This is a genomic window from Marinobacter sp. (genome assembly GCF_048259445.1).
GTDB lineage: Bacteria > Pseudomonadota > Gammaproteobacteria > Pseudomonadales > Oleiphilaceae > Marinobacter.
This window is the reverse complement of the sequence record NZ_JBLXHQ010000018.1, coordinates 7,400-31,986: the sequence shown is the minus strand read 5'-3', so window position 1 is coordinate 31,986 and position 24,587 is coordinate 7,400. Positions and strand designations below refer to the sequence as shown.

The following is a 24,587-nucleotide window of genomic DNA, read 5'->3' as shown; positions in this document are numbered from 1 at the left end:
TTTTCGTAAAGCCGTGCCCCGCTCTCTCCCATAATTTGTACCTATAACGCGAAAACCGCCAATCAGGCGGTATCGATAGGTTTAAAACTCTTCACAAGGTCATCAACAGCCTTAACTCGCTGCAAAAATGGCTCGAGTTGGCTCAGGCGCAAGGCACAAGGACCATCGCATTTGGCTTCATCCGGATCAGGGTGAGCTTCCAGGAACAGGCCCGCCAAACCCTGAGACATACCCGCCAGCGCCAGATCAGTCACCTGAGCGCGGCGACCACCGGCAGAATCTGAACGACCGCCAGGCATCTGCAACGAATGGGTCACGTCAAACATAACCGGCACATTCATGGCCTTCATTATGCCAAAACCGAGCATGTCGACCACAAGGTTGTTGTACCCGAAACTGCTACCGCGCTCGCACAATATAACCCTGTCATTTCCAGCTTCTGCGCACTTGGTGATGATGTGCTTCATTTCCTGCGGCGCAAGAAACTGGGCCTTCTTGATGTTGATCGCCGCGCCGGTTTTCGCCATGGCAACCACCAGATCGGTCTGGCGGCTCAAAAATGCGGGCAGCTGAATGATGTCACACACTTCAGCGGCAGGCGCCGCTTGTGTCATTTCATGAACATCAGAAATAATCGGAACACCGTACTTGCTCTTGATATCAGCCAGTATCTGCAAGCCTTTATCGAGCCCGGGCCCACGGAAAGAGTTAACCGACGAACGGTTCGCTTTATCGAAAGAGGCCTTGAATACGTAAGGAATACCAAGCTTGCGGCAAACCTCAACGTAACTCTCAGCGACCTCAAACGCCAGATCCCGGGACTCCAGAACGTTCATGCCACCAAACAGTACGAACGGTTTGTGGTTGGCGATGTCGATATCAGCAACAGTAACGGTGTTCTGAGCCATTCTCAGGATTCCTTACGGTTCGCCAGCGCTGCTTCCACAAAACCCTTGAACAACGGATGGCCATCGCGGGGTGTGGAGGTAAATTCAGGGTGGAACTGGCACGCTACAAACCAGGGGTGATCGGCAACCTCCACCACTTCCACCAGTTTTCCATCGGTAGAGCGACCGGAAATCAGCAGGCCTGCGGCTTCCAGCTGTGGCAGAAAATGATTATTCACTTCATAACGGTGGCGATGACGTTCACGAATGGTTTTCCTGCCGTAGCAATTGGCAATATTCGAGCCTTCGGTCAGGACACAGTCCTGAGCACCAAGACGCATGGTACCGCCAAGATCAGAGTCATCTGAACGCTCTTCGCGTTCACCAGTTGCATCCAGCCACTCGGTAATCAAACCAATAACAGGTTCCGGGGTATGCTCACGGAATTCAGTGCTGTGTGCATCCACCAGGCCGGCTTTGTTGCGGGCGTATTCTATGACGGCTACCTGCATACCCAGGCAAATTCCCAGATAAGGAACCTTGTTCTCCCGAGCGTATTGAACCGTGCGAATTTTACCCTCTACACCACGCTCGCCAAAACCGCCAGGAACCAGGATTGCATCTGCGCTTTCAAGTACCTGAGTGCCATCACGTTCGATGTCTTCAGAGTCGATATAGTTGATGTTCACCTTGGTGCGGGTCTTTATACCCGCATGCAGCAAGGATTCAATCAACGACTTGTAGGCTTCGAGCAGTTCCATGTACTTGCCAACCATGGCAATCGTCACTTCCTGCTCGGGGTTCATCAGCGATTCAACAACATTATCCCATTCGCTCAGATCTGCTTCGCGAGCGTCGAGATTAAAGCGTTCAATCACCAGCTGGTCCAGGCCGTGCTCGTGCAACATCCGGGGAATGGCGTAAATGGACTTGGCGTCGCGCATCGGAATAACAGCACGCTCTTCCACATTCGTGAACAGCGCAATTTTACGACGCGAGCTGATATCCACTTCATGTTCGGAGCGGCACAGCAGGATGTCCGGCTGCAAACCGATAGAACGCATTTCTTTCACGGAATGCTGGGTCGGTTTGGTTTTGATTTCGCCGGCAGTCGCGATGTAGGGCACCAGTGTAAGGTGCATGAACAGCGCACGCGCAGAGCCCACTTCAACCTTCAGCTGGCGACAGGCTTCAAGGAACGGCAAGGATTCAATGTCACCAACGGTACCACCCACCTCAACCAGAGCTACATCGGCACCGGCTGCACCTTCAACAACGCGACGCTTGATCTCATCGGTGATATGGGGAATGACCTGCACGGTCCCGCCGAGATAATCGCCGCGGCGCTCTTTGCGGATAACCTCTTCGTAAACACGGCCGGCCGTGAAATTATTACGGCGGCTCATCGGCGTACGGATGAAGCGCTCGTAATGACCAAGATCAAGATCGGTTTCAGCGCCATCTTCGGTGACATAAACCTCACCGTGCTGGAACGGGCTCATGGTGCCTGGGTCCACGTTTATGTACGGATCCAGCTTGAGGATAGTGACCTTCAGGCCGCGCGCCTCAAGGATCGCAGCCAGAGAGGCCGATGCGATTCCTTTCCCCAGTGAGGACACAACACCGCCGGTGACGAAAATATAACGCGTCATGCAGATTCCATGATTGTCAGGTTCTGTGAAGGAGGGAGATTGTCATCTCAAGATGGGACGCCAGACTACCAGAAAGCCCTAAACGACTCAATCACAATCCCGTTCCACAATCAGCCGCCAGCCTGCCGCAGGGGCGTTTCCGCAGTATTGTTCAGAACACCATAAATCGCCAATAGCAACAAGCTCATTATCGTCTCCCATACCCACGAAAATCAGCGGCAGACGGCCTCTTTGCCAGGGTGGAACGGCCTTCTCCTGAAGCCATTTCTTCAGGGATTTTGACGGGCCCTTCGGGTGAAAACGGATGCGCTCCCCGCCCTGCCTCGTACATATTCGTATTGGCGGCACATCGGTTTTCGCAGTAGCCACAGGCTCCAGGCAAACCCTCCAATCACCCCAAACTACCGGATGACCCGGCTCGACCGGCACAGCCTGTACCGGCACCGCAGGCGCTTCAGAAACCAGATAGAGCTCACTCTGAAAACGCCGCAGGCTATAACCATCTGCCCGCAACTCCGGCGCCCTGTCTTCCGCCGCCTGCAACAGATCATGCAGCACCTGAGACCAGTCGCTTATTGACGGAGGCTGATACCCGGCTCGTCGGACCCACCAGCGCAGGAGATTTTTCTGTTCTGCGAGAGCAAGTTTGCTGAGCGCCGGAACCGGCAGACGGTCTCGACGCCCTCCCAGCATTTGCCAATGCAATTCCGCCAGGCGTTGATTCAGGAAGTCACTTTCCGAACAAGCAGCAGCAGTATGGCGAAGACGCTGATTAAAGCCCTGCCAGCGTCTTTTGAGTAAAGGGAGAATGCTGAGGCGCAAGAAGTTGCGATCGAACTTCTGGTCTGTGTTGCTGGGATCATCTACCCACAAAATGCCGGCCCGACGCGCATGATCCTCAAGTTCCGATCGCTCGAAGCCCAGAAGCGGCCGGACGAGCTGCCCGGCTCCCAACGGGCGACTGCCGGGCATACCGGCAAGTCCAGTCACACCGCTGCCACGAAACATGCGAAAAAGAATGGTTTCGGCCTGATCATCACCGTGATGGGCCATCAACAGAATATCGCCAGACTCAAGGAGCGCTTCGAAGGCCTCATAACGAGCCTTGCGGGCAGCTTCTTCAAGGCCCTCGCCAGGGCCGCTACCGGGATTGACTGTCACCGGTATAACCGTCAGAGGCACCGCCAGCCCGGCACACAGATCGCGACAAAAGTCTTCAGTTTCGCCGGCATTGACCTGAAGCTGATGGTTGATGTGCACCGCCCTCACTCCAGGATGGCAGAGCGAGGCGAGATGCAGAAGGAGGGTAGAATCCAGGCCACCGCTCAGGGCAACCCAAAGTCGCCGGTAGCCAGAGACGGCCTTTACCGGCGCACTCAAAGTTTCAGAAAAGGCAAACCCTGGCTCGGGCTTAGCGCCCGGTGTCATAGCGGGTCAACCGCTCATACCGCCGGGATACCAACTCATCAAGAGGCAAACGGCTGAGCTCAGCCATACCCTTGGCAAGCGTTTCCCGCAGGGCTTCAGCCATTTTTTCAGGATTGCGATGCGCGCCCCCTAAGGGCTCCGTGATGACATTGTCTGCCAGACCAAGATCTTTCAAACGATCCGCGGTCACGCCCATGGCCTCAGCCGCCAGGGAGGCATACTCGGCACTTTTCCAGAGAATGGAAGCGCAGCCTTCAGGTGATATAACGGCATAAGTCGAATACTGCAGCATATTCAGCTGGTCGCATACGCCGATAGCCAGGGCACCGCCAGAGCCACCCTCACCGATCACCGTAGAAATGATCGGCGTTTTCAGCCGCGACATGACTGCAAGATTGAAGGCGATGGCTTCACTCTGGCCGCGTTCCTCAGCACCGATGCCAGGGTAAGCGCCCGGAGTGTCAATAAACGTGAGAATGGGCATTCTGAAGCGCTCGGCCATTTCCATCAGGCGCAAAGCCTTGCGATAGCCCTCGGGGCGCGGCATGCCAAAATTACGCTTGACCTTGTCCCGCACTTCCCGGCCCTTCTGATGGCCGATCACCATCACAGGCTTATCGTTCAGCCGCGCAGTGCCGCCCACAATGGCCTGGTCATCCGCATAACGCCTGTCGCCGTGCAGCTCATCGAAATCATCAAAGATCATTTCGACATAATCCAGGGTATAGGGTCGACGCGGATGCCGCGCAAGACGGGCAACATCCCACGGGTGCAGGTCCGAGAATATGTTCTCGGTAAGGCTGACACTTTTTTTCTTCAGGCGCGTAATTTCATCAGAAATGTTGATGTCGGTGTCGTTGCCCACCATGCGAAGCTCTTCAATCTTGGCTTCAAGGTCGGCAATCGGCTGTTCGAAATCGAGATAATTAGGGTTCATGATGTTCCATCATTTTTTGCCAGGCGGGGCAAAGCTCCGCCAACACAGAATTTGTTACAAAGATAGCAGCGCCCGGTTCACGTCTAAAGCGGACATTGGTATGAGTCCGCAATCTGACAAATGTTTAATCTTCGGACAGCATTCCTCTTTGTTCACTCAATCATAGACCAGTTCTACGCACTGGTCGCCCATCAGGTATTTCAGCTCCAGCAGCAGGTTGTCGTCCGGCTGCACCCGCCAGGCTTCCCCCAGTTCAATCCGGGTACTGGCGTCCGGGCTGCTGTATTCAATCCAGACCGGGCTCCCATCACAGCGAAAGGGTCTGAGCGCCGTGTCGATTTTATCAAGCAGGCCATTCTGGAGCTGGTCCGCATGCAGGTTCAGCTTCAGCCCCTTACTGAACTGCTTCCGGGCACTGGGCACGTCCATGACCGAACTGACGCGCATTTTCATCTGGCCGGAATAATCATCGTGGCTCACCTGCCCCTCAACCACAATCACCTGATCCGATTGCAGCAGCTCCCTGTTTTCGAAGAATGCTTCAGAAAACAGCGTGGCTTCAATCCGGGCGCTCCGATCATCCAGCGTGATAAAGCACATGGTAGAACCCGTGCGGGTTTTCATGGTTCGCTGCGCAACCACAAGCCCTGCAACTCGTTGCGGTGATTTGTTCGGCTTGAGATCAGAAATGGATGAGCGCACAAAACGCCGGACTTCCTGTTCGTATTCATCAAAGGGATGTCCGGTCAGATACAGGCCTAGCGTATCTTTTTCACCTTTCAGGCGTTGCTTTTGCGGCCATTCCCGCAAGCCGGCGACGTCTGCGTATGGGTCACCGCCGTCAGAGGCTTCCAGCATTTCACCGAACATGTCCATCATGCCCACGGATTCATTGCGCGACTGCTGGTCTGCCTGCTGCACCGCCTTCGGAATACTGGCCATCAGCTGAGCCCGGCTGGCGCCAAGTTTATCCATGGCGCCGGACCGGATCAGGGCTTCCATGGCCCGTTTATTGATTTTTTTGAGATCAACCTTGCGGCAGAAGTCGAACAGGTCCTGATAGGGCTCACCGCCGGCACGGCCTTCCACAATGGCCTGAATCGGGCCTTCGCCCAAGCCCTTGATAGCACCAAGCCCATATACGACCTGGCCGTCATCATTCACAGTAAAGGTGTATTCCGAGCGGCTCACATCCGGCAGCACCAGGTCCAGTTTGAGGTTACGGCATTCCTCCACCAGCGTGACCACTTTGTCCGTGTTCTGCATATCTGCGGTCAATACCGCAGCCATGAATTCGGCGGTGTAGTGGGCCTTCAGCCACAATGTCTGATAGGACACCAATGCATAAGCCGCAGAGTGGGATTTGTTGAAGCCGTAGCCGGCGAACTTCTCCACCAGATCGAAAATATTTTCCGCAAGGGTTTTGTTGATGCCATTATTTTCGCAGCCATCCAGGAAGAACTGCTTTTGCTTGGCCATCTCCTCGGGTTTTTTCTTACCCATTGCCCGCCGGAGCATGTCCGCATTACCCAGGGAGTAGCCGCCCATCACCTGAGCAATCTGCATTACCTGCTCCTGGTACAGGATGACTCCGTAGGTGGGCTCCAGAACCGGCTTCAAACCTTCGTACTGATAATCCGGATGCGGGAACGACATCGGCTGCTTGCCGTGCTTCCGGTCGATAAAGTCATCAACCATGCCCGACTGCAGTGGGCCGGGGCGGAACAAGGCCACCAGGGCAATCATGTCTTCCAGCGAATCCGGCTGCAGGCGGCGGATAAGATCCTTCATGCCGCGGGATTCCAGCTGGAACACGGCGGTCGTCTCGGCCTTTTTCAGCATCACGAACGACGCCGGATCATCCAGCGGAATCTCGTTGATATCCAGCGGTGCCAGCCCACGACCCGCTCGCCGTGGGTTAATCATCTTGAGCGCCCAGTCGATGATCGTCAGCGTTCGAAGGCCAAGAAAGTCGAACTTCACCAGCCCGGCTTCTTCCACGTCATTTTTGTCAAACTGGGTAACCAGACTACCGCCTTCATCATCACAATACAGAGGCGAGAAGTCGGTAATCTTGGTGGGTGCAATAACAACGCCGCCGGCGTGCTTACCAGCATTTCGGCAGACGCCTTCAAGCTTGAGGGCCATTTCCCAGATTTCCTGAGCTTCTTCATCCTGCTCAAGGAACTCTTTCAGCGATGGCTCTTGCTCTATGGCCTTTTCCAAAGTCATCCCGACTTCAAAGGGAATCATTTTGGACAGTTTATCTGCCAGACCGTAGGACTTGCCCTGTACCCGGGCAACATCACGAACCACCGCCTTGGCGGCCATGGTTCCGAAGGTGATGATCTGGGAAACCGCTTCCCTGCCGTACTTCTCAGCAACGTAGGCAATGACGCGATCCCGCCCTTCCATGCAGAAGTCAACGTCGAAGTCGGGCATGGATACCCGTTCAGGGTTAAGAAAGCGCTCGAACAGCAAATCGTATTCCAGCGGATCCAGATCGGTAATCAGCTGGGCATAAGCCACCAGCGAGCCGGCACCTGAACCACGGCCCGGCCCCACCGGCACGCCATTATTCTTGGCCCACTTGATGAAGTCCATTACGATCAGGAAGTAGCCGGGGAACCCCATCTGGATAATGATATCCAGCTCGAAATTCAGCCGTTTGTAATAAGCTTCGCGCTTGCTGTCGTAATCGGGATCGTCCTTGGGAAGGGTTTTGGCCAGGCGATCTTCCAACCCTTCCTCCGATACCTGACGAAAGTAGTCGTCCATGGTCATGCCTTCCGGCACAGGATAGTTGGGCAGGAAGTACTCGCCCATTCGCACGGTCACCGAGCATCGGCGCGCTATCTCCAAAGTGTTCTCTACGGCTTCAGGAATATCACTGAACAGCTCAATCATTTCTTCCGAGCTGCGGAGGTATTGCTGATCGCTGAAGCGGCGATCACGGCGCGGGTCATCCAGAGCCCGGCTTTCACCAATGCAGACCCGGGCTTCATGGGCCTCAAAATCGTCGGCCTCCAAAAAGTGCACGTCGTTCGTTGCAACGACAGGAAGCCCGAGTTTTTCGGCCAGCTCAACGCTCATGTGCAGGCAGTCTTCATCACCGGGCCGGCCAGTTCGCTGCAGTTCCAGGTAATAAGAGCCCGGATACAGGTTCATCCAGTACTCAGCCCGGGCTTTTGCCAGTTCGGGCTTGTCAGACAGCAAAGCCTTGCACACATCGCCCATTTTTGCGCCAGACATAGCAATCAGGCCTTCGGCTCTGCTCTCCAGCCATTTGCGCTGAATGATTGGCTTGCCATAACGCTGCCCTTCGGTATACCCAAGGGAAATGATTTCTGTAAGGTTGAGATAGCCCTTATTATCCCGGGCCAGCAGCGTCAGGCGGAACGGAGTTTCCGGCTCATCCGGGTTCTCCAGCCACAAATCCGCGCCAATAACGGGCTTCACACCAGCCCCGGTTGTCGCCTTGTAAAACCGGACCAGCGAGCACATGTTGGACTGTTCTGTAAGGCCCACGGCCGGCATACCCAGTTCCACAACGCGCTTGACCAGCGGTTTAACGCGAACAAGGCCGTCCACCATGGAGTGTTCGGAGTGCACGCGAAGATGTACAAATGTCTGCGACATAACGTCAGGTAGTTCCTGCATGTAAATTCGTTAAAAAACCTGCGGTATTCAGCCGCCGATCAATGCCCGGATATCTTTTTCCGTCTGCGGTCCAAAACGGGCTTCCAGAAGATTTCCGTCAGGATTCACAATAAAGGTAGCCGGCAAAGCAACCGGAAGTTTCCAGTCAAATTCCGGCCCCGGATCCTGTGCCAGCATGGTGAACTCAATACCCATGCGCTTACCGAGATCCACCAGAGCTTCGTCCTTTACACCATCAAAATTGACCCCGAGCACGGTAATATCCGGTGCTTTGTCGAGCTCGTTCAGCTCCGGGATTTCCTCAAGACAGGGTTTGCACCATTCTGCCCAATAGTTAACCAACACCCATTGGCCGCGGAGGTCGTCCCACGCAAATTTCGAGCCCTCAGCACGCTCCAGGTCAACCTTTTGGCAACCCACCAGCAAAGCCGAAAGAATCAGCGCGCCTGCAAAGGCTGCTCGCCGTGATAAGCGGTGGATGACAGGGTTCTGCAAGGGAATACCTCCTGTTAGACTGCTCGCCACACATAACTGCGGCACCGTTTCAACAAACAGGCACGAACATGACAGAACCCACCCGGATTTTCCACAACCCACGCTGTTCAAAATCTCGCGAGGCTCTGGAGCTGCTTACAGAGCGAGGCATCGAGCCAGAGATTATACGCTACCTGGAAACGCCGCCAACAGTGCAGGAGCTCTCTGATATTCTTGAGGCACTTGGCTGCCAGCCCCGCGAACTGATGCGCACCGGCGAAAGCGAGTACAAGGAACTTGGTCTGAACAACCCGGATCTAAGCCGCGACCAGCTCATTGCTGCTATGGTAACAACCCCTAAACTGATTGAGCGGCCAATTGTTCTCGCTAACGGCAAAGCCGCCGTGGGCCGGCCACCGGAAAATATTCTAACGATTATTTGATTTTACGACTGTCGACCTGGAGGACGCTAAAATGCCCGAGTCACTGCCCTATGTTCTGATTCTCTATTACAGCCGCAATGGGCAGACCGCAGAACTGGCCAGCCAGATAGGCCGGGGGGTCGCAAGAGTGAATGGAATCGAAGCCAGGTTGCGTTCCGTTCCAATGGTTTCGCCAGATACAGAAGCCTCGCTGCCTTCGGTTCCCGATGCGGGCGCACCCTACGCCAGCAAGTCAGACCTGGCCAATTGCGCCGGCCTGGCTATCGGTAGCCCTACAAGATTTGGCAATATGGCAGCGCCTCTGAAGCACTTTCTGGACAGCACCGGTGATCTTTGGCTTGGCGGAGCATTGGTCGGCAAACCGGCAGGTGCATTTACCTCAACCGGAAGCCTGCACGGAGGCCAGGAAACCACACTACTGACCATGATGATGCCGTTGCTTCACCATGGCATGCTGTTATGCGGCCTGCCTTACACAGATAAAAATCTGAGCGAAACGACAACCGGAGGCACGCCCTACGGCCCTTCGCACTGGGCCGGAACTGCCGAGCAGCAACCCCTGAGCAAACATGAAAAAGCGCTCTGCCAGCTCTTTGGCGAACGCCTGGCGAATCTGGCGCTCAAACTGGCAGATTGACACAAATACAGCGGCGCCACGTAAATCTCTCTATACCTTTTGGAATCTCAAATGCTGCATAATCCCAAAGCCCGGCACACCGCTCGAGCAACCCAGTTTCTTTATCTGGCTGTTCTCGCCGCCCTGGTAATTACAACCTTTTACCCGGCACCGATCGAAGGCGTTTCTATCGCTCTGATACTGTCAGTCAAACTGGTTCCCATGCTCGCACTGGCAATACCGGTTTTCAGAGGCAACAATCGCGGTTATATCTGGCTGGCCTTCGTGGTGATCTTTTATTTCACGCAGGCCGTGGTTTCATCCTGGCTCAGCCAGGGTGCTCCAGGACCGGTTACTCTGATGCTTCTTACCATGCTGTTGTTTATCGTGGCCATGGTTCATCTTAAAGTGAATCGGCCAGTGGCAGGCTGAAATACTCCGGCACCGGAAAGCGATACACTATGGCCGAGCTCAACAAAACAACGCACCCTTCGCGACCACCTGCGCCGCTCCGAAGCACACTGGAACTGCGGGATATCTGCACAGCATTGGTCAGCGACGGCGAGATCAGTCAGGAAAATGCCGAGCGGGTGCTCTCTGCCAATCTCGGAGCCGCCAGCAGTCTTGCTGCAAAACGACACCCACTGGAACTTGTCGCAATCGCGGCACTGACCAGCGAGAAAAGCGGCAAGACTCTGGACCTCGACCGGCTGACAAAGTGGCTGGCAGAATGGGCCGGCCAGCCCCACTACCACATTGACCCTTTGAAAATAGACACCCCGGCAATTGCCCGGGTCATGTCTTATGCGTTTGCCCAACGCCACGGCATTCTGGCTGTAGAGATCGGGCAGGACGAAATCCTGGTAGCCAGCGCAGAGCCCTTCAAGATCGACTGGGAGGGTAACCTTCGCCAGGCCGTGCGCAAAGACATCCGCCGTGTGGTAGCGAACCCTGAAGATATCCGGCGTTATTCCGTGGAGTTTTACCAGCTTGCAAACTCCGTCAATAAGGCAAGTGGCGGCCAGGCGCCGGGTAATAGCACCGGCCACCAGAATCTGGAGCAACTTCTGGATCTGGGCGCCAGCGACAGCCCGGATGCCAACGACCAGCATGTTGTTCGTATTGTTGACTGGCTTTTACAGTACGCGTTTGACCAGCGCGCATCTGATATTCACATTGAACCACGCCGCACCCTGACCCTCATCCGCTTCCGGATTGACGGCGTGTTGCACAGTGTTTATGAATTTCCCGAGCATGTTGGCATGGCCATCACCAGCCGGCTCAAGATTCTGGGGCGATTGAATGTCGCTGAAAAGCGCCGGCCACAAGATGGCCGACTGAAAACCCGCAAACCCGACAACAGCGAAGTAGAGTTGCGCCTCGCAACCATGCCGACCGCGTTCGGGGAAAAAATGGTGATGCGGATATTCGACCCGGACGTCTTGCTGAAATCCTATGAACAACTGGGGTTCAGCCGCGAAGACCGCGAGCGCTGGCAGGAGGCAACCTCAAAGCCCCATGGAATTGTCCTGGTAACCGGTCCCACGGGCTCAGGTAAAACCACAACCCTCTATTCCACGCTGAAACAAATCGCTTCAGCCGAGGTGAACGTTTGCACCATCGAAGACCCTATCGAGATGGTTGAGCCCGCGTTCAACCAGATGCAGGTTCAGACAAACATTGAGCTGACTTTTGCAGCCGGTGTCCGGGCCCTGCTGAGGCAGGATCCGGATATCATCATGATTGGCGAAATCCGCGACAGGGAAACCGCCGAAATGGCTGTGCAGGCTGCACTGACCGGGCACCTTGTGCTCTCGACACTGCACACCAACGATGCGCCCAGTGCTCTGACCCGAATGATGGAACTGGGCATCCCACCCTATCTGATTCGCGCAACTGTGCTGGCGGTGATGGCTCAACGCCTCGTTCGTACACTTTGCCCACACTGTAAGATACCAGCTCCTGTCGATATCCAGGCCTGGCAGATCTTGACCAAGCCCTGGAAAGCCACGCCGCCAAAACAGTTTCACCAACCGGTGGGCTGCCTGGAGTGCCGCAATACTGGCTACATGGGCCGAGCAGGAGTGTATGAAATCATGACCCTTTCAGGCGCGCTAACGAGTCAAATCACCGACCAGTGCGAACTGGAACAGCTGCGGCTGGATGCGTACCGGGAGGGAATGAAATCACTGCGATTGAGCGGCGCACAGAAAGTAGCCAGCGGACTGACCACAGTCGAAGAGATTCTCAGGGTTACGCCGGAAAGCCAGCGCTGACACCTGCAGGTTGAGGCCTATGCGCCAGGCCTTAGCCCACACTGTTCCAGTAACGCCTGCCAGCCTTTGGTATGACTCTCCACGGCCCGATCCAGTGCCGCCCACACGCTTTTGTCTCCTTCCAGGGTCAGCGCCGACTGATACCACTCCTGGAAGTGCTCGGGCATTACATCGGTCTGCATGGCCGCCAACCCGGATAAAGGCTCGATCAGATCTGTGCGGGCACGCCGCACATCCGCCAGATAGGGCTGGATTTTTTCAATGTAGATGCTGAAAAACATACTCTGGACGATGTCAGACTGATTATTAGGTTTGCCGTTGAAGCATAACGGGCGGCTATCTAGCCTCTGGCGAATAAGGCGTGTGGCGTCCCCGAGGCGCGTCGTAACCAGCCGGGCGCTGTTAATCAGTTGCCCTGCCCGGTATTCTGCCTGCCAGCGCTGATGCACCTCACCCCAAAAGCCCAGATCCACTTCAAGGTTCTGCTCAAGAAGTGCCGCCACCGAGCTGTTTAATTGACGGGCGTCCCGGGCAAGATCCGAAAGCGGATCTTTAGCCGCCACCGGGTATTCGTTCTTGGCGAGCGTGAACAGTGCCTCCACTTCTTCCACGCCCCAGGTAGCGTTCCAGATGGCAATTGGAAGGGATTCGCGCTTGCTGGCGATCGCTTCCTGCAATACATCCTGAAGCTTCTCATTGTCTTCCGTTTCCAGACACTCGCCGGCAGTGCGAATAAAGCGCACCTCATAGCGCAGGCGATTAAGGGGCTGCATTACCTTGCCCATGACGGAGTTTTTCTCGCCAACCACGTATTGCAATTCACAACCGTATAGTGAGAGAAAATCCAGCATGCCCAGCTCCAGTTCGGGCATAGGCAGCACACGATTGCGGCGCCTCGGCATCTGATCGGCAGGAGGAACCCGGGAAAGCTCAGGTTCTGTATCCAGCACACGCCCAACCCTCTCCACGTATTCGTCCATCATCGGACGGGCATCTGAAAAGGGGTTGCAACCCGCCAGCAGGAACATAATCACGCAGGTGACAAGCAGTCTGGCAGATCGGATTCCGGGCATGGTTACCTCACAGCTATTGACTATCGCTTTTGCAGCAAGGCGTCTACGTCGGAAAAGCTTCGGGCAACGAATCGCTCTGTTTCGGGCAACTCCCCGTCCCGGATCAACCAGGCCGTTTCCATGCCGGCAGCCTCTGCGGCCTCGAGCTCAGCTTCAACATCCGACAGGAACAGGACGGTTCTGGCTTCTACGCCAAGTTCACTGAGAATATTTCGATAGGCTTCCGGTTCTTTTTTGCCGCCGATCCGCGTATCGAAATATCCGGAGAAAAACGGGGTGAAATCGCCAGCGGTGGTGAATCCAAAAATCAGTTTCTGTGCTTTTACCGAACCCGAGGAGTAAACGTACAAACGAAGGCCACGATCGTGCCAATGCTGCAGATACTGTGCGGCGTCGTCATAGATATGGCCATTCAGCTCACCTTGCTGATAACCCCGCTCCCAGATCATGCCCTGCAGCGCCTTGAGCGGCGTCGCCTTCCGGTCTTCACGAATCCAGGCCTGAAGCGTCTCTATCAACGCCCCGACATCTCCTCGGTCCGTGCCGGACGCCTCTGCTAACAGGTCAAGCTGCTCTGACACTTCAGAATTATCTTGCTGTTCGCGAATAAACCCCGGCAGGTGCTCAGCTGCGAAGGGAAACAACACATCGTGTACGAAAGAGATCGAACTGGTGGTGCCTTCAATATCTGTGAGAATTACGCGTATCATACGGCTACGCCCTCCAGCGCTTCAAAACGCGGCAGGCGCCCGGCGATATCCTCTCCGGTAAACTCTGCAACCCAGCCTTCGGGATTGGTAAACAGCCGAATGCAGGTAAACTCCGGCTCCGGCCCCATATCAAACCAGTGCCGGGTGCCTTCAGGTACGCTGATCAAATCGTTTTTCTGGCACTGAACAGCAAACACCTGGTCGCCAAGGTGCAAATAGAATATGCCCTGCCCGCGCACGAAAAAGCGCACCTCATCTTCACTGTGCGTGTGTTCATCCAGAAACTTCTGCCGGAAAGCCTCTTTCTGCGGATTATCCGGGTTGAGACTCACCACATCGGCAGTCTGAAAGCCGCTTTCTGCCTTCAGCTTCGTAATCTCCTTGCTGTAGGCCTCCAGGATCTGCTCCGGGGGCGCATCTGCCGGAAGATCCTGCGTTTGCCAGCGCTCAAAGCGGATACCTTTATTGTTCAGCAGTTGAGTGATTTCTCCTGCATCACTGGTCACTGTTCCAGCTGTGTCAGGATTCTGTGTGTCAAAAATACTCAGAGTTGTCATGGGCGAACCCTCATGGTCGCAAGTTCACATTCGAAAAGAAATTCAAAGGCTTCCACGTGCCGAAGGCAATCCGCCATGGTCTTACCCCAGGTGTATAGACCGTGCCCCCGGATCAGATAACCGGGCTGTTCCGGATTTGCCCGAAACCATTCCCGGGTTTCCCTCGCGAGCGCTTCAATGTCCTGGGTGTTCTCGAAAACCGGAACGGTCACCGGTGACTCATGGGACTCCACCCCGTCGAAGGCCTTTTGCAGTTCGTAGCCTTCAAACACAAGAAGTTCCCCCGCATGCACGAGCCGGCTCAACACCGTTGCGTTTACAGAGTGTGTATGGAGAACAGCGCCCACATCCGGAAAAACCTGATACAGCGCCGTGTGCAACAAGGTCTCTGCTGAGGCTCGGCTCCTGCTCTGAACCGGCCTGCCCTCAAGGTCGATTACCATGACATCACCCGCTCCCAATTCTCCTTTGTGGCGGCCCGAGACTGTGATGGCAATGTGTTCGTTGTCTATGCGGGCAGAATAGTTGCTGCTCGTAGCCGGAGACCAGCCCCGCCCGAACAGGAAGCGACCGGCATCCATTATGGACTGGGCAACGATGGCAAAACGGTTTGTATCAAACACGGATTATTTTCCCGACATTGAGGAGTAGGGTTCGAGAGCTGTTCGCAAATGATGCCGCTCCTTGATCAGATCAGCAACAACGGAAACGGCGATTTCTGCAGGGGTTTTGCTGGGAATATCAATACCAATCGGCGCCCGTAATCGGCTCAAGGCATTTCCATCAGCGCCGAGCGACGCCAGGCGCGCTCGGCGCATCTCAGACGTTCGAACGGAACCCATTGCACCGATATAGAAGGCTCTGGACTGAAGCGCTGCCAGCAAACCCATGTCGTCAATTCGCGGATCGTGGGCCAATGCAAGCACGCCGCAACATGGGTCGTGAAAAGACTCTGCTATCAAATCGTCCGGCAAGCGCCGATCAAGCGGCAGGTGGTCGTGCCCCCAACCGGAGGCAAAGGCTTCCCGCGGCTCACACAGGGTTACTGCAAAGTCGGCAGCGGTAGCAAACTCAGCGACATACCGGGCCACCTCACCGGCTCCGATCAGCAACAGCCGGCACTCTGGCTGCAGCGTATGGAGCAGTTCCTCCCCATTGAAAACAACTCCCGGGCGGGCGCCAGGCGCAGCAAGCTCCAGAGCAATTCCGCCCTGCAGGCTAACGCGGCGCACGACTGAGGCCCTGTCTTTCAGAGACTCCGCCAACTGTCGCACATGCTCAATTGCTACGCTGTTTGTACCTGATGCATTGCCCAGCGGCTCCACCAGTAACCGGATGCTGCCCCCGCACGGCAAACGGAAATCATCACGGTCGTTATCAGTGATACCGTAATCGACGACAACCGGGTAGTCCGTGCCCTCCTCGGCGGTGCGGCGCAGGAGATCCTCTTCCAGACAGCCGCCGGACACCGAACCACTCCATTGACCCGAGTCACTGACCGCCAGCCACGAACCTGCCGGGCGCGGCGATGAACCCCAGGTTTTTACAATGGTGCACAACCATACCCGCCGACCCTGCTCAAGCCATAACAACACATCTTTAATTACTGACTCATGGCCTCCAGCCATCGGAGCGACTGAGGTGTCAGGCATCAGCTTTCAAAGGCAAGCTGCGTTGACGTTTGCCGGTCAAAGCAAACAGCGCGTTACCCAGAGCCGGTATAACCGGGGGCACGCCTGGCTCGCCAACGCCTGTTGGAGCTTCACTGCTCGGTACAATATCTACCGTCACTTCGGGCAACTCATACTGCCGCATCAGCTGGTAATCGTGGAAGTTGCTTTGTTGCACCTGACCGTCTTCGAGGGTTATCTCGCCGTAAAGCGCAGCGGTCAGACCAAAGATGATCCCGCCTTCAATCTGATCTTCTACAATGCGCGGGTTGACGACCTGGCCGCAATCCACCGCACAAACCACTTTATAAACCTTGATGATTCCGTTCTCCACACCGGCTTCCACCACCTGCGCCACAAAGGTTCCAAAGCTCTTGAAGAGCGCTATGCCGCGCCCGCGAGCTTCCGCAACAGGTGTATCCCAGCCGGCTATTCGCGCAGCTCTGTCGAGCACTTCCAGGTGCCGGGGCTGGCCCGCCAACAGTTTACGGCGGAACTGATAGGGGTCCTCTCCGGTTTCGTAAGCCAGTTCGTCCATAAAGGTTTCAACGGCAAAACCATTATGCGAGTAACCCACCGAGCGCCAGAATGTCACGGGTACGCCGGGGTCGGTATGGGTATGGCGGATGTCTATATTGGCTACGTTGTAGGGATACTCTATAGCCCCTTCAATAGCCGACATATCCTTTGGCGTAGCTATGCCTTCGGCGAGCAAGCCCACTTTACCCAGGGTGTCGTACATGAACTTGGGCGCCCATGGGTACTGAGCGGGTGCAGCGTTGCGCACGTACCAGTCGAGGAGCTGCGGGCCGACGATCTGGTGATGCCAGCCGGTCAGTTGGTTGTCCTCAAGGCCGGCCTGCATCCTGTGCAGCATGGCCGGGCGATACAAATCGTGCTGCGTGTCTTCTTCCCGCGACCAGATCAACTTCACCGGCTTCTTGACCCGGTATGCGACCGCCGCCGCTTCTTCGATGTAATCCTGGGTAAGGCGACGGCCAAATCCGCCGCCGAGAAAGGTGGTGTTAATAGTGACATCGCTCGGAAAAAGATCGGTTACCCGGGCAGCAGCAATACGACCGAGATCCGGAGCCTGGGTCGGAGCCCAGACCTCGATGCTGTCACCGCGGTACCACGCCGTGGCGTTCATGGGTTCCAGGGTTGAATGAGCCAGGTAGGGCTGACTGTATTCTGCCTCGAATACCTTCCCTGCTTTGCCAACAGCAGCTTCATAGTCGCCTTCGCTTCGCTCAGACTCACCGCGATCTTCATCCGCGGCATTTCGGTAGGACACAAACACCTCGTCAGTTGAAAGCGACACCGCATCTGCGTTATTCCATTCTGCTTTCAGCGCATCCTGAGCTTTTCTGGCACGCCAATACTTGTCTGCGACAATAGCCACGCCGCGCTCGATTTCGAACACATCGAGAACGCCGGGCATGGCGCGCAGTTCGTTCTCATTAAAAGCCTTGATTCTGGCACCGTATCGGGGTGGGCGGCTTACCACGCTGTAAACCATGCCGGGAAGCTCAACATCTATGCCGTAAACCGCTGTGCCAGTAGATTTGGCGCGGGCGTCAAGCTTACCCGCCTGCTTGCCGATGTACTTCCACTCGCTGGCCGGTTTCAATGCGATATCACCGCGGATGACTTCTTTCGACGCCAGCTCCACCAACTGCCCGTAGCGCATCGAATCCAGACCATTGGGGTGAACCACCCGGCCCTGGCCCGCAGAACATTCAGCAGCATCCACCTGCCATACTCTCGCTGCTGCCATAACGAGCATTTGCCGCGCCGACGCTCCTGCCGTGCGCAACGGCTCCCAGCTCGTCGCGATACTGGTACTGCCGCCGGTTAGCTGTAATTTGTACAAAGGATTGCGGTATTCCGGCGCCACGGGCGCAAATCTGGGAGTGATTGCCTCCGGATCAACTTCCAGCTCTTCTGCAATCAGCGTGGTAAGCCCGGTATAGGTACCCTGCCCCATCTCGACCCGGGCCAGCGTAAAGTGAATCTCGTCGTTATTCGTTATTTCAAGCCACGCATCCGGCTTCCACTCACCGGTATCCTGTTTGTAACCAGTCGGCATACCGGAGCAGCCAGGGAGCGAGAGAGACAACATCAGAGAGCCGGATGTTCCAACACTTACCTTTAGAAAGTCACGTCGGTTCATCGTCATATCAGCTTACCTCGCCGGCCGCTGCCGCATCGTAAGCAAGAGAGCTATCTACCGGAGAGCTATCCACCGGAGAGTTTCCCACTGACGAGCTTCCAGCCACCGATTCAACCGCGGCAATAATTCGCGAGTAGGTGCCGCAACGGCAAAGATTGCCGGTCATGGCCGCCACAATATCGTCCCGGGCGGGCGCCGGATTGTTTGCCAGGAGGTGAGCCGCACTCATGATCTGGCCAGACTGGCAGTAGCCACATTGCGGCACACCCTCTGCAATCCACGCTCTTTGCAGGGCGTGCAGCTTGCCGTCTTCTGCCAGGCCTTCAATGGTAGTCACTTCACCGCCAGCGGCGGCTTCGACCAATGTTGAGCAGGAACGCACCGGCTGCCCATTCAGGTGCACCGTGCAAGCGCCGCAAAGGCCAGCACCACAACCAAACTTGGTGCCCTTAAGCCCCAGTTCGTCACGCAATACCCATAACAAAGGGGTGTCACCCTCAATATCCAGCGAGCGCTGCTCGCCGTTAACTGTAAGGCTCAGCGCCATTCCCACTCTCTCCCGCTGTCGTCCCGACTGTGTACGCCGGGCTCTTTGTATTATCTATGCCAAAACCTTTCTGTCAGGCTTTCTGCAAACGTTTACTCAACAACTTTTTCGCCGTCTTTGTTAGTCCAGATTTCGCGTTCACCGGTTTTCATTTTTCCCTTGGAATCCCAGATCTCCCGATTCTCTGTCGCACTTTCAACCTTACCTTTATCATCCCAGATGACCCGATCCTGACAGCCGGCCAGAACCAGAACAGAAAACACTACCAATAAAGTTTTTTTCATATTAAATTCCAGTTTAACAATGAGTTAAATACCTATTTATGATTTCCGGCGTCGTATCATTCTAGCGTGTTCCATGGGCCTCGCGGTTATGCTGCTTTTCCCGCTCACTCTTCCGCACCATGACATAGACTGCACCGGTTCCACCATGGTGTTTTTGGGCCGAATGAAACGCCAGCACATCGGCAAGTTCTGGCAGCCATTTCGCGAGGTAGCTCTTGAGCTGGGCCACTCCATCAGGATTGCGCTCGCCCTTTCCGTGAAGAATGATGACTGACCGCAAGCCATAACGGACACAGTCACCAATAAATCTGAATACGTCCCTCCGTGCCTGCTCTACCGTCATCCGGTGCAAGTCCAGCCTGGCTTCGATGGGGTATTGTCCCAGTCTGAACTTGCGAAAAACCCCATGCTGAATACCGGGTCGTTGCCAGCACAATATGTCGTGCGCTGTCAGAGGATCGACAATGTCGGACGTAAGCGGGTTGGCGTCGCTGAACGGTTTTTCAACAGCAGCCCGCTGACGCTCCAGGTGGCCGGGCGTCAGTTCACGGGGCGTGGTTATCTCGGCGCGATTAGGTTTTCGGATGCGCCGGACATCCTTCATTTCCTCAAGAAAACTGAGGCGATCATTTTTGGTAGTCATGGCCGTGCTTTAAATAACCTTTTGAATAGGAGAACTTTACCACCCGCCGCCTTCCCCATAAAGAAAGCGGGAAGCCCCTGCGGTGCTATGATCACCACATTGCGACCAAAATCGTAGAGTGAACACCCTCACCTGTGAACTACACTGTTAGTTGACAATAATAACGAGCAAGCGGAACCGGCTATGGCAGCAGCAAATCAGGACACCACACGCCCCCAGAACACCCGCTCTATTATGGGCTTCCTGCAGGCGCACGCGCCCTTCTCCAATATGGACGACGACCACCTCGCCCACTTTGCTGAACATGCCACTCTACGCTTCTATGCAGACGGGGATGTAGTCCTCTCCGCTGAAGACGGTATCGTTCACAGATTTTACGTTGTTAAACAGGGACGGATCCGTGGCGAACGGCATAACGAGAAAGCCGAGAAAACAGAAACCACGTTTGAAATCAGCCAGGGAGAGTGTTTTCCGCTAGCTGCCATCATAGGCGAACGCCCAACTCGAACGCTGCATCGTGCCGCCGGAGACACCTTCTGCCTGAGCATAGAACAGAACACCTTTGTTACCCTGATCTCCGAAAGCGAGTCATTCCGGGATTTTTGCCTGCGCGGTGTCAGCAGCCTGCTTGACCAGGTTAACCAGCGCATACAGACCGGCGCCATGGCGTCCATGGGGTCCAGTATTTCTCTGAGCACGCCTCTCGAACGCTACGCCCTTCGCAACCCCATTGTCTGCTCTCCGGATTTGCCGATACGTAAGGCCGTTGCCCGAATGCACGAAAATAATGTTGGCAGCATTGTCATCACCGATGACAGCCGGCACCCAACAGGTATTTTTACCCTGCGCGACCTGCGTACCATGATTGCGGAGGAGACCTGTACCCTCGACTCACCGGTTCGCCAGATAATGACGAAAGATCCTTGCTGCCTGACCGCGCAGGCGGATGCTTTCGATGCAGCCATGCTGATGGCCGAGCATCACTTCGCGCACCTTTGCGTAGTCGATGAGGACAACCGTCTGATAGGAATGGTGTCGGAGCGGGACCTGTTCTCTCTGCAGCGAGTCGATCTGGTTAATCTCGCCCGGACCATCGGTACCGCCACGCATTTACGAACTCTGGTCAGCCTGCGCACCGACGTCTCCAGGCTGGTAGATGCCATGATGGCTCACGGCGCAGACTCCGGCCAGGTTGTAAAAATCATTACCACGCTCAATGACGTTACTGTACGGCGGGTACTTGAGCTGAATATCAAGAAAAACGATCCGGGAATCCCCTTTACCTGGCTCACGTTTGGCAGTGAGGGGCGACAGGAACAAACACTTCTGACGGACCAGGACAACGGCATACTTTTCCAGACACCGGAGGGCATGACTGAAGACCAGGTTCGGGAAAAACTGCTACCGTTCGCCCGTGTCGTCAACGATGAACTTGCAGAGTGCGGTTTTACTCTCTGCAAGGGAAACATTATGGCCAGCAATCCGAAGCTGTGCCTGAGTGATCGGGAATGGGATGACTGGTTTATCCGCTTCATCGACGCATCCACTCCGCAAAATCTTGTCTACTCCTCAATTTTCCTGGATATGCGCGCGGTGTTCGGGCCAAAGGAGCACTTGGACGAACTGCTGGACAAGGTGTCGACAAGGGTTCGCAAAAACGCCCTGTTTCAGAAGATGCTGGCTGGAAACGCGTTCCAGAGGAAACCGGCACTGACTATGTTCCGGAATTTTCGCTTTGTGTCTGAGGGTAAGAAACACGGCCTCGACCTGAAACGCCAGGGTCTGGCACCTTTCGTTGAGGCAGTGCGAGTCTTCGCGCTGGCCAACGGCGTGAAAAGCGCAAACACGCTTGAGAGAATGGACGAACTCGTTCAAAAAAATGTATTCGACGAAAAGGATGCCTCTGCCTGGAAAGATGCTTACAGTCTGATTCAGGCCATTCGCATGCGGTCACACCAGGAAATGCTTGAGCGGGGCGAAGAGCTCTCAAACTACATAGATCCGGATGACCTGAACCAGCTGGACAGGCGCATTCTCCGGGAGTCTTTCCGGCAGGCTCAGCGCCTGCAGCAGAAACTCGAAGTTACCTACCAACTCTGAATCCAGGCTGCCGCCCCATGTTGGAACAGATCAGACAGTGGATTGAACGTCGCCGTTCTGGCCGGACCGGCAACACCGCGCCAGAGAACACGCCTAACCCCAAAATCCCGGGCGATCAGCTGCTTTCCGAATGCCGCCTGATTGTTCTGGATCTGGAAACTACGGGATTGCATCCGAACAAGGATGAAGTCATTGCCGTTGGTGCAGTAGCGATCAACGGGGGCGCAATTGACCTGAGCGATCAGTTTGATCTGATCCTGCGGCGCCCTGAGCTGGATATCACCAAAACTGTGCTGATTCACGGTATAGGACCGGAAGCACTTACCCAGGGCCATGAAACCGAAGATGCGCTGCTTTTTCTCCTGGAATGGATGAATGGTGACCCGGTACTGGCTTATCACTCGGCATTCGACCAGAAGTTTCTGGAGAAAACCCTGAAAGCCGAACTTGGCTATACCCAGAACCATACCTGGATGGACGTAGCAGACGTTCTGCCTGCATTTTTTCCGGACGCCCTTACCAATGGCAAAGGTCTGGACAACTGGGCAGACCATTTTGGCCTGGAAGTCAGCGCAAGACACCACGCAGCTTCGGACGCGCTTGCTACCGCCGAACTGACCCTCATTGCCCTGAACAAAGCTCACAAGAACGGCCTGAAGACCCTCAGGGAACTGCACGACAAACTGCGGTACCACCGTCGCCTGAAAGATATACACCGCATGTAGTCCAAGTACCTGAAACCACCTGAAAACAGACACCTGTCACAGCAAACTTCCCAGAATTAGACTTTTTGCCAATATCTATATATCGATTGACAGGTAGAGTCATAGAGGAGAACAAGTAGGGGAAGTACTAATATGAATAATAAACTCTCTGGCTCGCTCAGCTCACCGAAAAACCACCATAGATCAACAACAACAAGACAGGAGTAATCCTATGTCAGGTCATAGCTACGATGCTGAAAAGTACTGGAAGGCGAATCTTCGCCTTATATTCGGGAGCCTGATTGTCTGGGCTCTGGTTTCTTACGGCTTTGCAATCCTTTTGCGCCCTATGCTTTCGGGCATTCCCATCGGCGGCACAGATCTGGGCTTCTGGTTCGCCCAGCAAGGCTCCATCCTCACGTTCATTGGACTGATTTTCCACTACGCGTGGCGCATGAACAAAATCGATGAACAATTCGGCGTGAGCGAGGAGTAAGCGTATGAGCCAATTTACAATTAACATCCTATTTGTAGGTGGGTCATTCCTGCTCTACATCATGATTGCTGTCTGGGCCAAGGCCGGAAGCACAAAAGACTTCTACGTCGCCGGCGGCGGTGTTCACCCTATCACCAACGGCATGGCAATTGGTGCCGACTGGATGTCTGCGGCATCGTTCATCTCCATGGCAGGCCTTATCGCTGCCAGTGGCTATGGGGCCTCAACTTACCTCATGGGGTGGACTGGCGGCTACGTTCTGCTGGCCATGCTTCTGGCGCCTTACCTGCGTAAATTCGGCAAGTTTACGGTTCCGGAGTTTATCGGTGACCGTTTCTACAGCCAGAATGCCCGCCTCGTTGCGGTTATCTGCCTGATTGTTGCCTCTTTGACTTACGTTATCGGCCAGATGGCTGGTGCCGGTGTAGCTTTCTCCCGCTTCCTGGAAGTTGACTCCACCACAGGCCTGATGATCGCCGCTGTCGTCATCTTCATCTACTCTGTGCTTGGCGGCATGAAAGGCATCACCTATACACAGGTTGCCCAGTACTGCGTGCTGATCGTTGCCTATACCATTCCCGCTGTGTTTATCTCAATGCAGCTGACCGGCAACCCGATTCCGGCAATGGGTTTGTTCTCCACTCATATCGATTCCGGAATGCCGATTCTCGATAAGCTGAACCAGATAATTACTGACGTTGGCTTTAACGAGTATACCGCGGACATTGATAACAAGCTGAACATGATGCTGTTCACTCTGACGCTTATGATCGGTACCGCTGGTTTGCCCCACGTTATCATTCGCTTCTTCACGGTTCCAAAGGTTGCTGATGCTCGCTGGTCAGCTGGCTGGGCCCTCGTGTTCATCGCGCTGTTGTACCTTACAGCCCCGGCTGTTGCGTCCATGGCCCGACTGAATCTGATGACAACTATTTATCCTGAAGGCACTGCAGCCGAGCCGATTGAATATGACGCTCGCCCTCAGTGGGTCAAAGAATGGGAAGTTACGGGTCTGATCCAGTTCGTTGACAAAAACGAAGACGGTCGCATCCAGCTTTACAACGATGTTCCCTCTTTCCAGGCTGAAGCCGATGCTCGCGGCTGGAAAGGCAATGAGCTGGACGTAAACCGTGACATCCTGGTACTGGCCAACCCGGAAATTGCCAATCTGCCGGGCTGGGTTATCGGGCTGATAGCCGCAGGTGGTCTGGCGGCTGCACTATCGACCGCAGCAGGCCTGTTGCTGGCTATATCCTC

Annotated in this window: 23 protein-coding genes; 8 read left to right on the top strand and 15 right to left on the bottom strand. The window is 55.2% G+C overall.

Features of this window, described 5'->3' with window-relative positions; translation table 11 throughout:
* Positions 1-62: 62 nt before the first annotated feature.
* The 6 genes from kdsA to ACN0RL_RS13395 form a co-directional block, all read right to left on the bottom strand.
* Positions 63-908, bottom strand: a complete 846-nt coding sequence (gene kdsA / locus ACN0RL_RS13420; RefSeq protein WP_417517596.1) for a 3-deoxy-8-phosphooctulonate synthase — start codon at positions 906-908, stop codon at positions 63-65.
* Positions 909-910: 2 nt separating this feature from the next.
* Positions 911-2,539 carry a CTP synthase gene (locus tag ACN0RL_RS13415; protein ID WP_417517594.1) on the bottom strand — a complete coding sequence of 543 codons (1,629 nt, stop codon included), beginning with the start codon at positions 2,537-2,539 and terminating at the stop codon, positions 911-913.
* A gap of 87 nt (positions 2,540-2,626) precedes the next feature.
* Complete coding sequence (gene tilS / locus ACN0RL_RS13410; protein WP_417517592.1) at positions 2,627-3,967, bottom strand: tRNA lysidine(34) synthetase TilS; 1,341 nt, start codon at positions 3,965-3,967, stop codon at positions 2,627-2,629.
* On the bottom strand, positions 3,951-4,904 hold the full coding sequence (gene accA, locus ACN0RL_RS13405) for an acetyl-CoA carboxylase carboxyl transferase subunit alpha (RefSeq protein ID WP_144780379.1): 954 nt from the start codon (positions 4,902-4,904) through the stop codon (positions 3,951-3,953). The genes tilS and accA overlap by 17 nt, the downstream gene beginning before the upstream one ends.
* A gap of 156 nt (positions 4,905-5,060) precedes the next feature.
* Positions 5,061-8,543 (bottom strand): DNA polymerase III subunit alpha, encoded by a 3,483-nt coding sequence (gene dnaE, locus ACN0RL_RS13400; RefSeq protein WP_417517589.1) that lies wholly within the window; start codon positions 8,541-8,543, stop codon positions 5,061-5,063.
* 48 nt (positions 8,544-8,591) lie between these two features.
* Positions 8,592-9,059, bottom strand: a complete 468-nt coding sequence (locus ACN0RL_RS13395; RefSeq protein WP_417517587.1) for a TlpA family protein disulfide reductase — start codon at positions 9,057-9,059, stop codon at positions 8,592-8,594.
* Positions 9,060-9,127: 68 nt separating this feature from the next.
* On the opposite strand from ACN0RL_RS13395, the gene arsC reads away from it, so the two are divergent.
* The 4 genes from arsC to ACN0RL_RS13375 are packed head-to-tail and all read left to right on the top strand — an operon-like array spanning position 9,128 to position 12,373.
* Positions 9,128-9,481 carry an arsenate reductase (glutaredoxin) gene (gene arsC / locus ACN0RL_RS13390; RefSeq protein ID WP_417517585.1) on the top strand — a complete coding sequence of 118 codons (354 nt, stop codon included), beginning with the start codon at positions 9,128-9,130 and terminating at the stop codon, positions 9,479-9,481.
* Positions 9,482-9,512: 31 nt separating this feature from the next.
* Entirely contained in the window at positions 9,513-10,118 is a 606-nt protein-coding gene (wrbA, locus tag ACN0RL_RS13385) for an NAD(P)H:quinone oxidoreductase (RefSeq protein WP_417517583.1), read from the top strand.
* 51 nt (positions 10,119-10,169) lie between these two features.
* Positions 10,170-10,529, top strand: a complete 360-nt coding sequence (locus ACN0RL_RS13380) for a DUF2069 domain-containing protein (protein WP_417517581.1) — start codon at positions 10,170-10,172, stop codon at positions 10,527-10,529.
* A gap of 29 nt (positions 10,530-10,558) precedes the next feature.
* Positions 10,559-12,373 carry a GspE/PulE family protein gene (locus tag ACN0RL_RS13375; RefSeq protein ID WP_417517579.1) on the top strand — a complete coding sequence of 605 codons (1,815 nt, stop codon included), beginning with the start codon at positions 10,559-10,561 and terminating at the stop codon, positions 12,371-12,373.
* A gap of 17 nt (positions 12,374-12,390) precedes the next feature.
* Here ACN0RL_RS13375 and ACN0RL_RS13370 read toward each other — a convergent pair whose 3' ends face one another.
* The 9 genes from ACN0RL_RS13370 to smrA all read right to left on the bottom strand — a co-directional run bounded on the left by ACN0RL_RS13370 (position 12,391) and on the right by smrA (position 20,030).
* Entirely contained in the window at positions 12,391-13,446 is a 1,056-nt protein-coding gene (locus ACN0RL_RS13370; protein ID WP_417517577.1) for a DUF3080 domain-containing protein, read from the bottom strand.
* Between the two features lie 20 nt (positions 13,447-13,466).
* The gene (gene mtnC, locus ACN0RL_RS13365) at positions 13,467-14,156 is read right to left on the bottom strand and encodes an acireductone synthase (protein WP_417517575.1); all 690 of its coding nucleotides are present in this window, start codon (positions 14,154-14,156) and stop codon (positions 13,467-13,469) included.
* Positions 14,153-14,713, bottom strand: coding sequence for a 1,2-dihydroxy-3-keto-5-methylthiopentene dioxygenase (locus ACN0RL_RS13360; RefSeq protein ID WP_417517573.1), 561 nt, complete (start codon positions 14,711-14,713; stop codon positions 14,153-14,155). Before ACN0RL_RS13360 ends, mtnC begins: the two co-directional genes overlap by 4 nt.
* Positions 14,710-15,294, bottom strand: a complete 585-nt coding sequence (locus tag ACN0RL_RS13355) for a methylthioribulose 1-phosphate dehydratase (RefSeq protein WP_417517698.1) — start codon at positions 15,292-15,294, stop codon at positions 14,710-14,712. Before ACN0RL_RS13355 ends, ACN0RL_RS13360 begins: the two co-directional genes overlap by 4 nt.
* A 45-nt stretch (positions 15,295-15,339) precedes the next feature.
* Complete coding sequence (locus ACN0RL_RS13350) at positions 15,340-16,365, bottom strand: XdhC family protein (protein ID WP_417517571.1); 1,026 nt, start codon at positions 16,363-16,365, stop codon at positions 15,340-15,342.
* Entirely contained in the window at positions 16,358-18,562 is a 2,205-nt protein-coding gene (locus ACN0RL_RS13345; RefSeq protein ID WP_417517569.1) for a molybdopterin cofactor-binding domain-containing protein, read from the bottom strand. Before ACN0RL_RS13345 ends, ACN0RL_RS13350 begins: the two co-directional genes overlap by 8 nt.
* Before the next feature lies 1 nt (position 18,563).
* A complete protein-coding gene (locus tag ACN0RL_RS13340; protein ID WP_417517567.1) occupies positions 18,564-19,103 on the bottom strand; it encodes a (2Fe-2S)-binding protein in 540 nt (179 codons plus the stop codon).
* A gap of 92 nt (positions 19,104-19,195) precedes the next feature.
* Positions 19,196-19,387 carry a lipoprotein gene (locus ACN0RL_RS13335; RefSeq protein WP_417517565.1) on the bottom strand — a complete coding sequence of 64 codons (192 nt, stop codon included), beginning with the start codon at positions 19,385-19,387 and terminating at the stop codon, positions 19,196-19,198.
* 61 nt (positions 19,388-19,448) lie between these two features.
* Positions 19,449-20,030: a DNA endonuclease SmrA gene (smrA, locus tag ACN0RL_RS13330; RefSeq protein ID WP_417517563.1), complete on the bottom strand. Its 582-nt coding sequence runs from the start codon at positions 20,028-20,030 to the stop codon at positions 19,449-19,451.
* A gap of 183 nt (positions 20,031-20,213) precedes the next feature.
* On the opposite strand from smrA, the gene ACN0RL_RS13325 reads away from it, so the two are divergent.
* From ACN0RL_RS13325 to ACN0RL_RS13310, 4 genes are all read left to right on the top strand, one after another.
* Positions 20,214-22,130: a putative nucleotidyltransferase substrate binding domain-containing protein gene (locus tag ACN0RL_RS13325; protein WP_417517561.1), complete on the top strand. Its 1,917-nt coding sequence runs from the start codon at positions 20,214-20,216 to the stop codon at positions 22,128-22,130.
* Between the two features lie 17 nt (positions 22,131-22,147).
* The gene (locus tag ACN0RL_RS13320) at positions 22,148-22,855 is read left to right on the top strand and encodes a PolC-type DNA polymerase III (protein WP_417517559.1); all 708 of its coding nucleotides are present in this window, start codon (positions 22,148-22,150) and stop codon (positions 22,853-22,855) included.
* A 211-nt stretch (positions 22,856-23,066) separates the two neighbouring features.
* Positions 23,067-23,330: a DUF4212 domain-containing protein gene (locus ACN0RL_RS13315; protein ID WP_417517557.1), complete on the top strand. Its 264-nt coding sequence runs from the start codon at positions 23,067-23,069 to the stop codon at positions 23,328-23,330.
* A 4-nt stretch (positions 23,331-23,334) separates the two neighbouring features.
* On the top strand, positions 23,335-24,587 hold a 1,253-nt coding region (locus tag ACN0RL_RS13310), incomplete at its 3' end, for a sodium:solute symporter family protein (protein ID WP_417517555.1).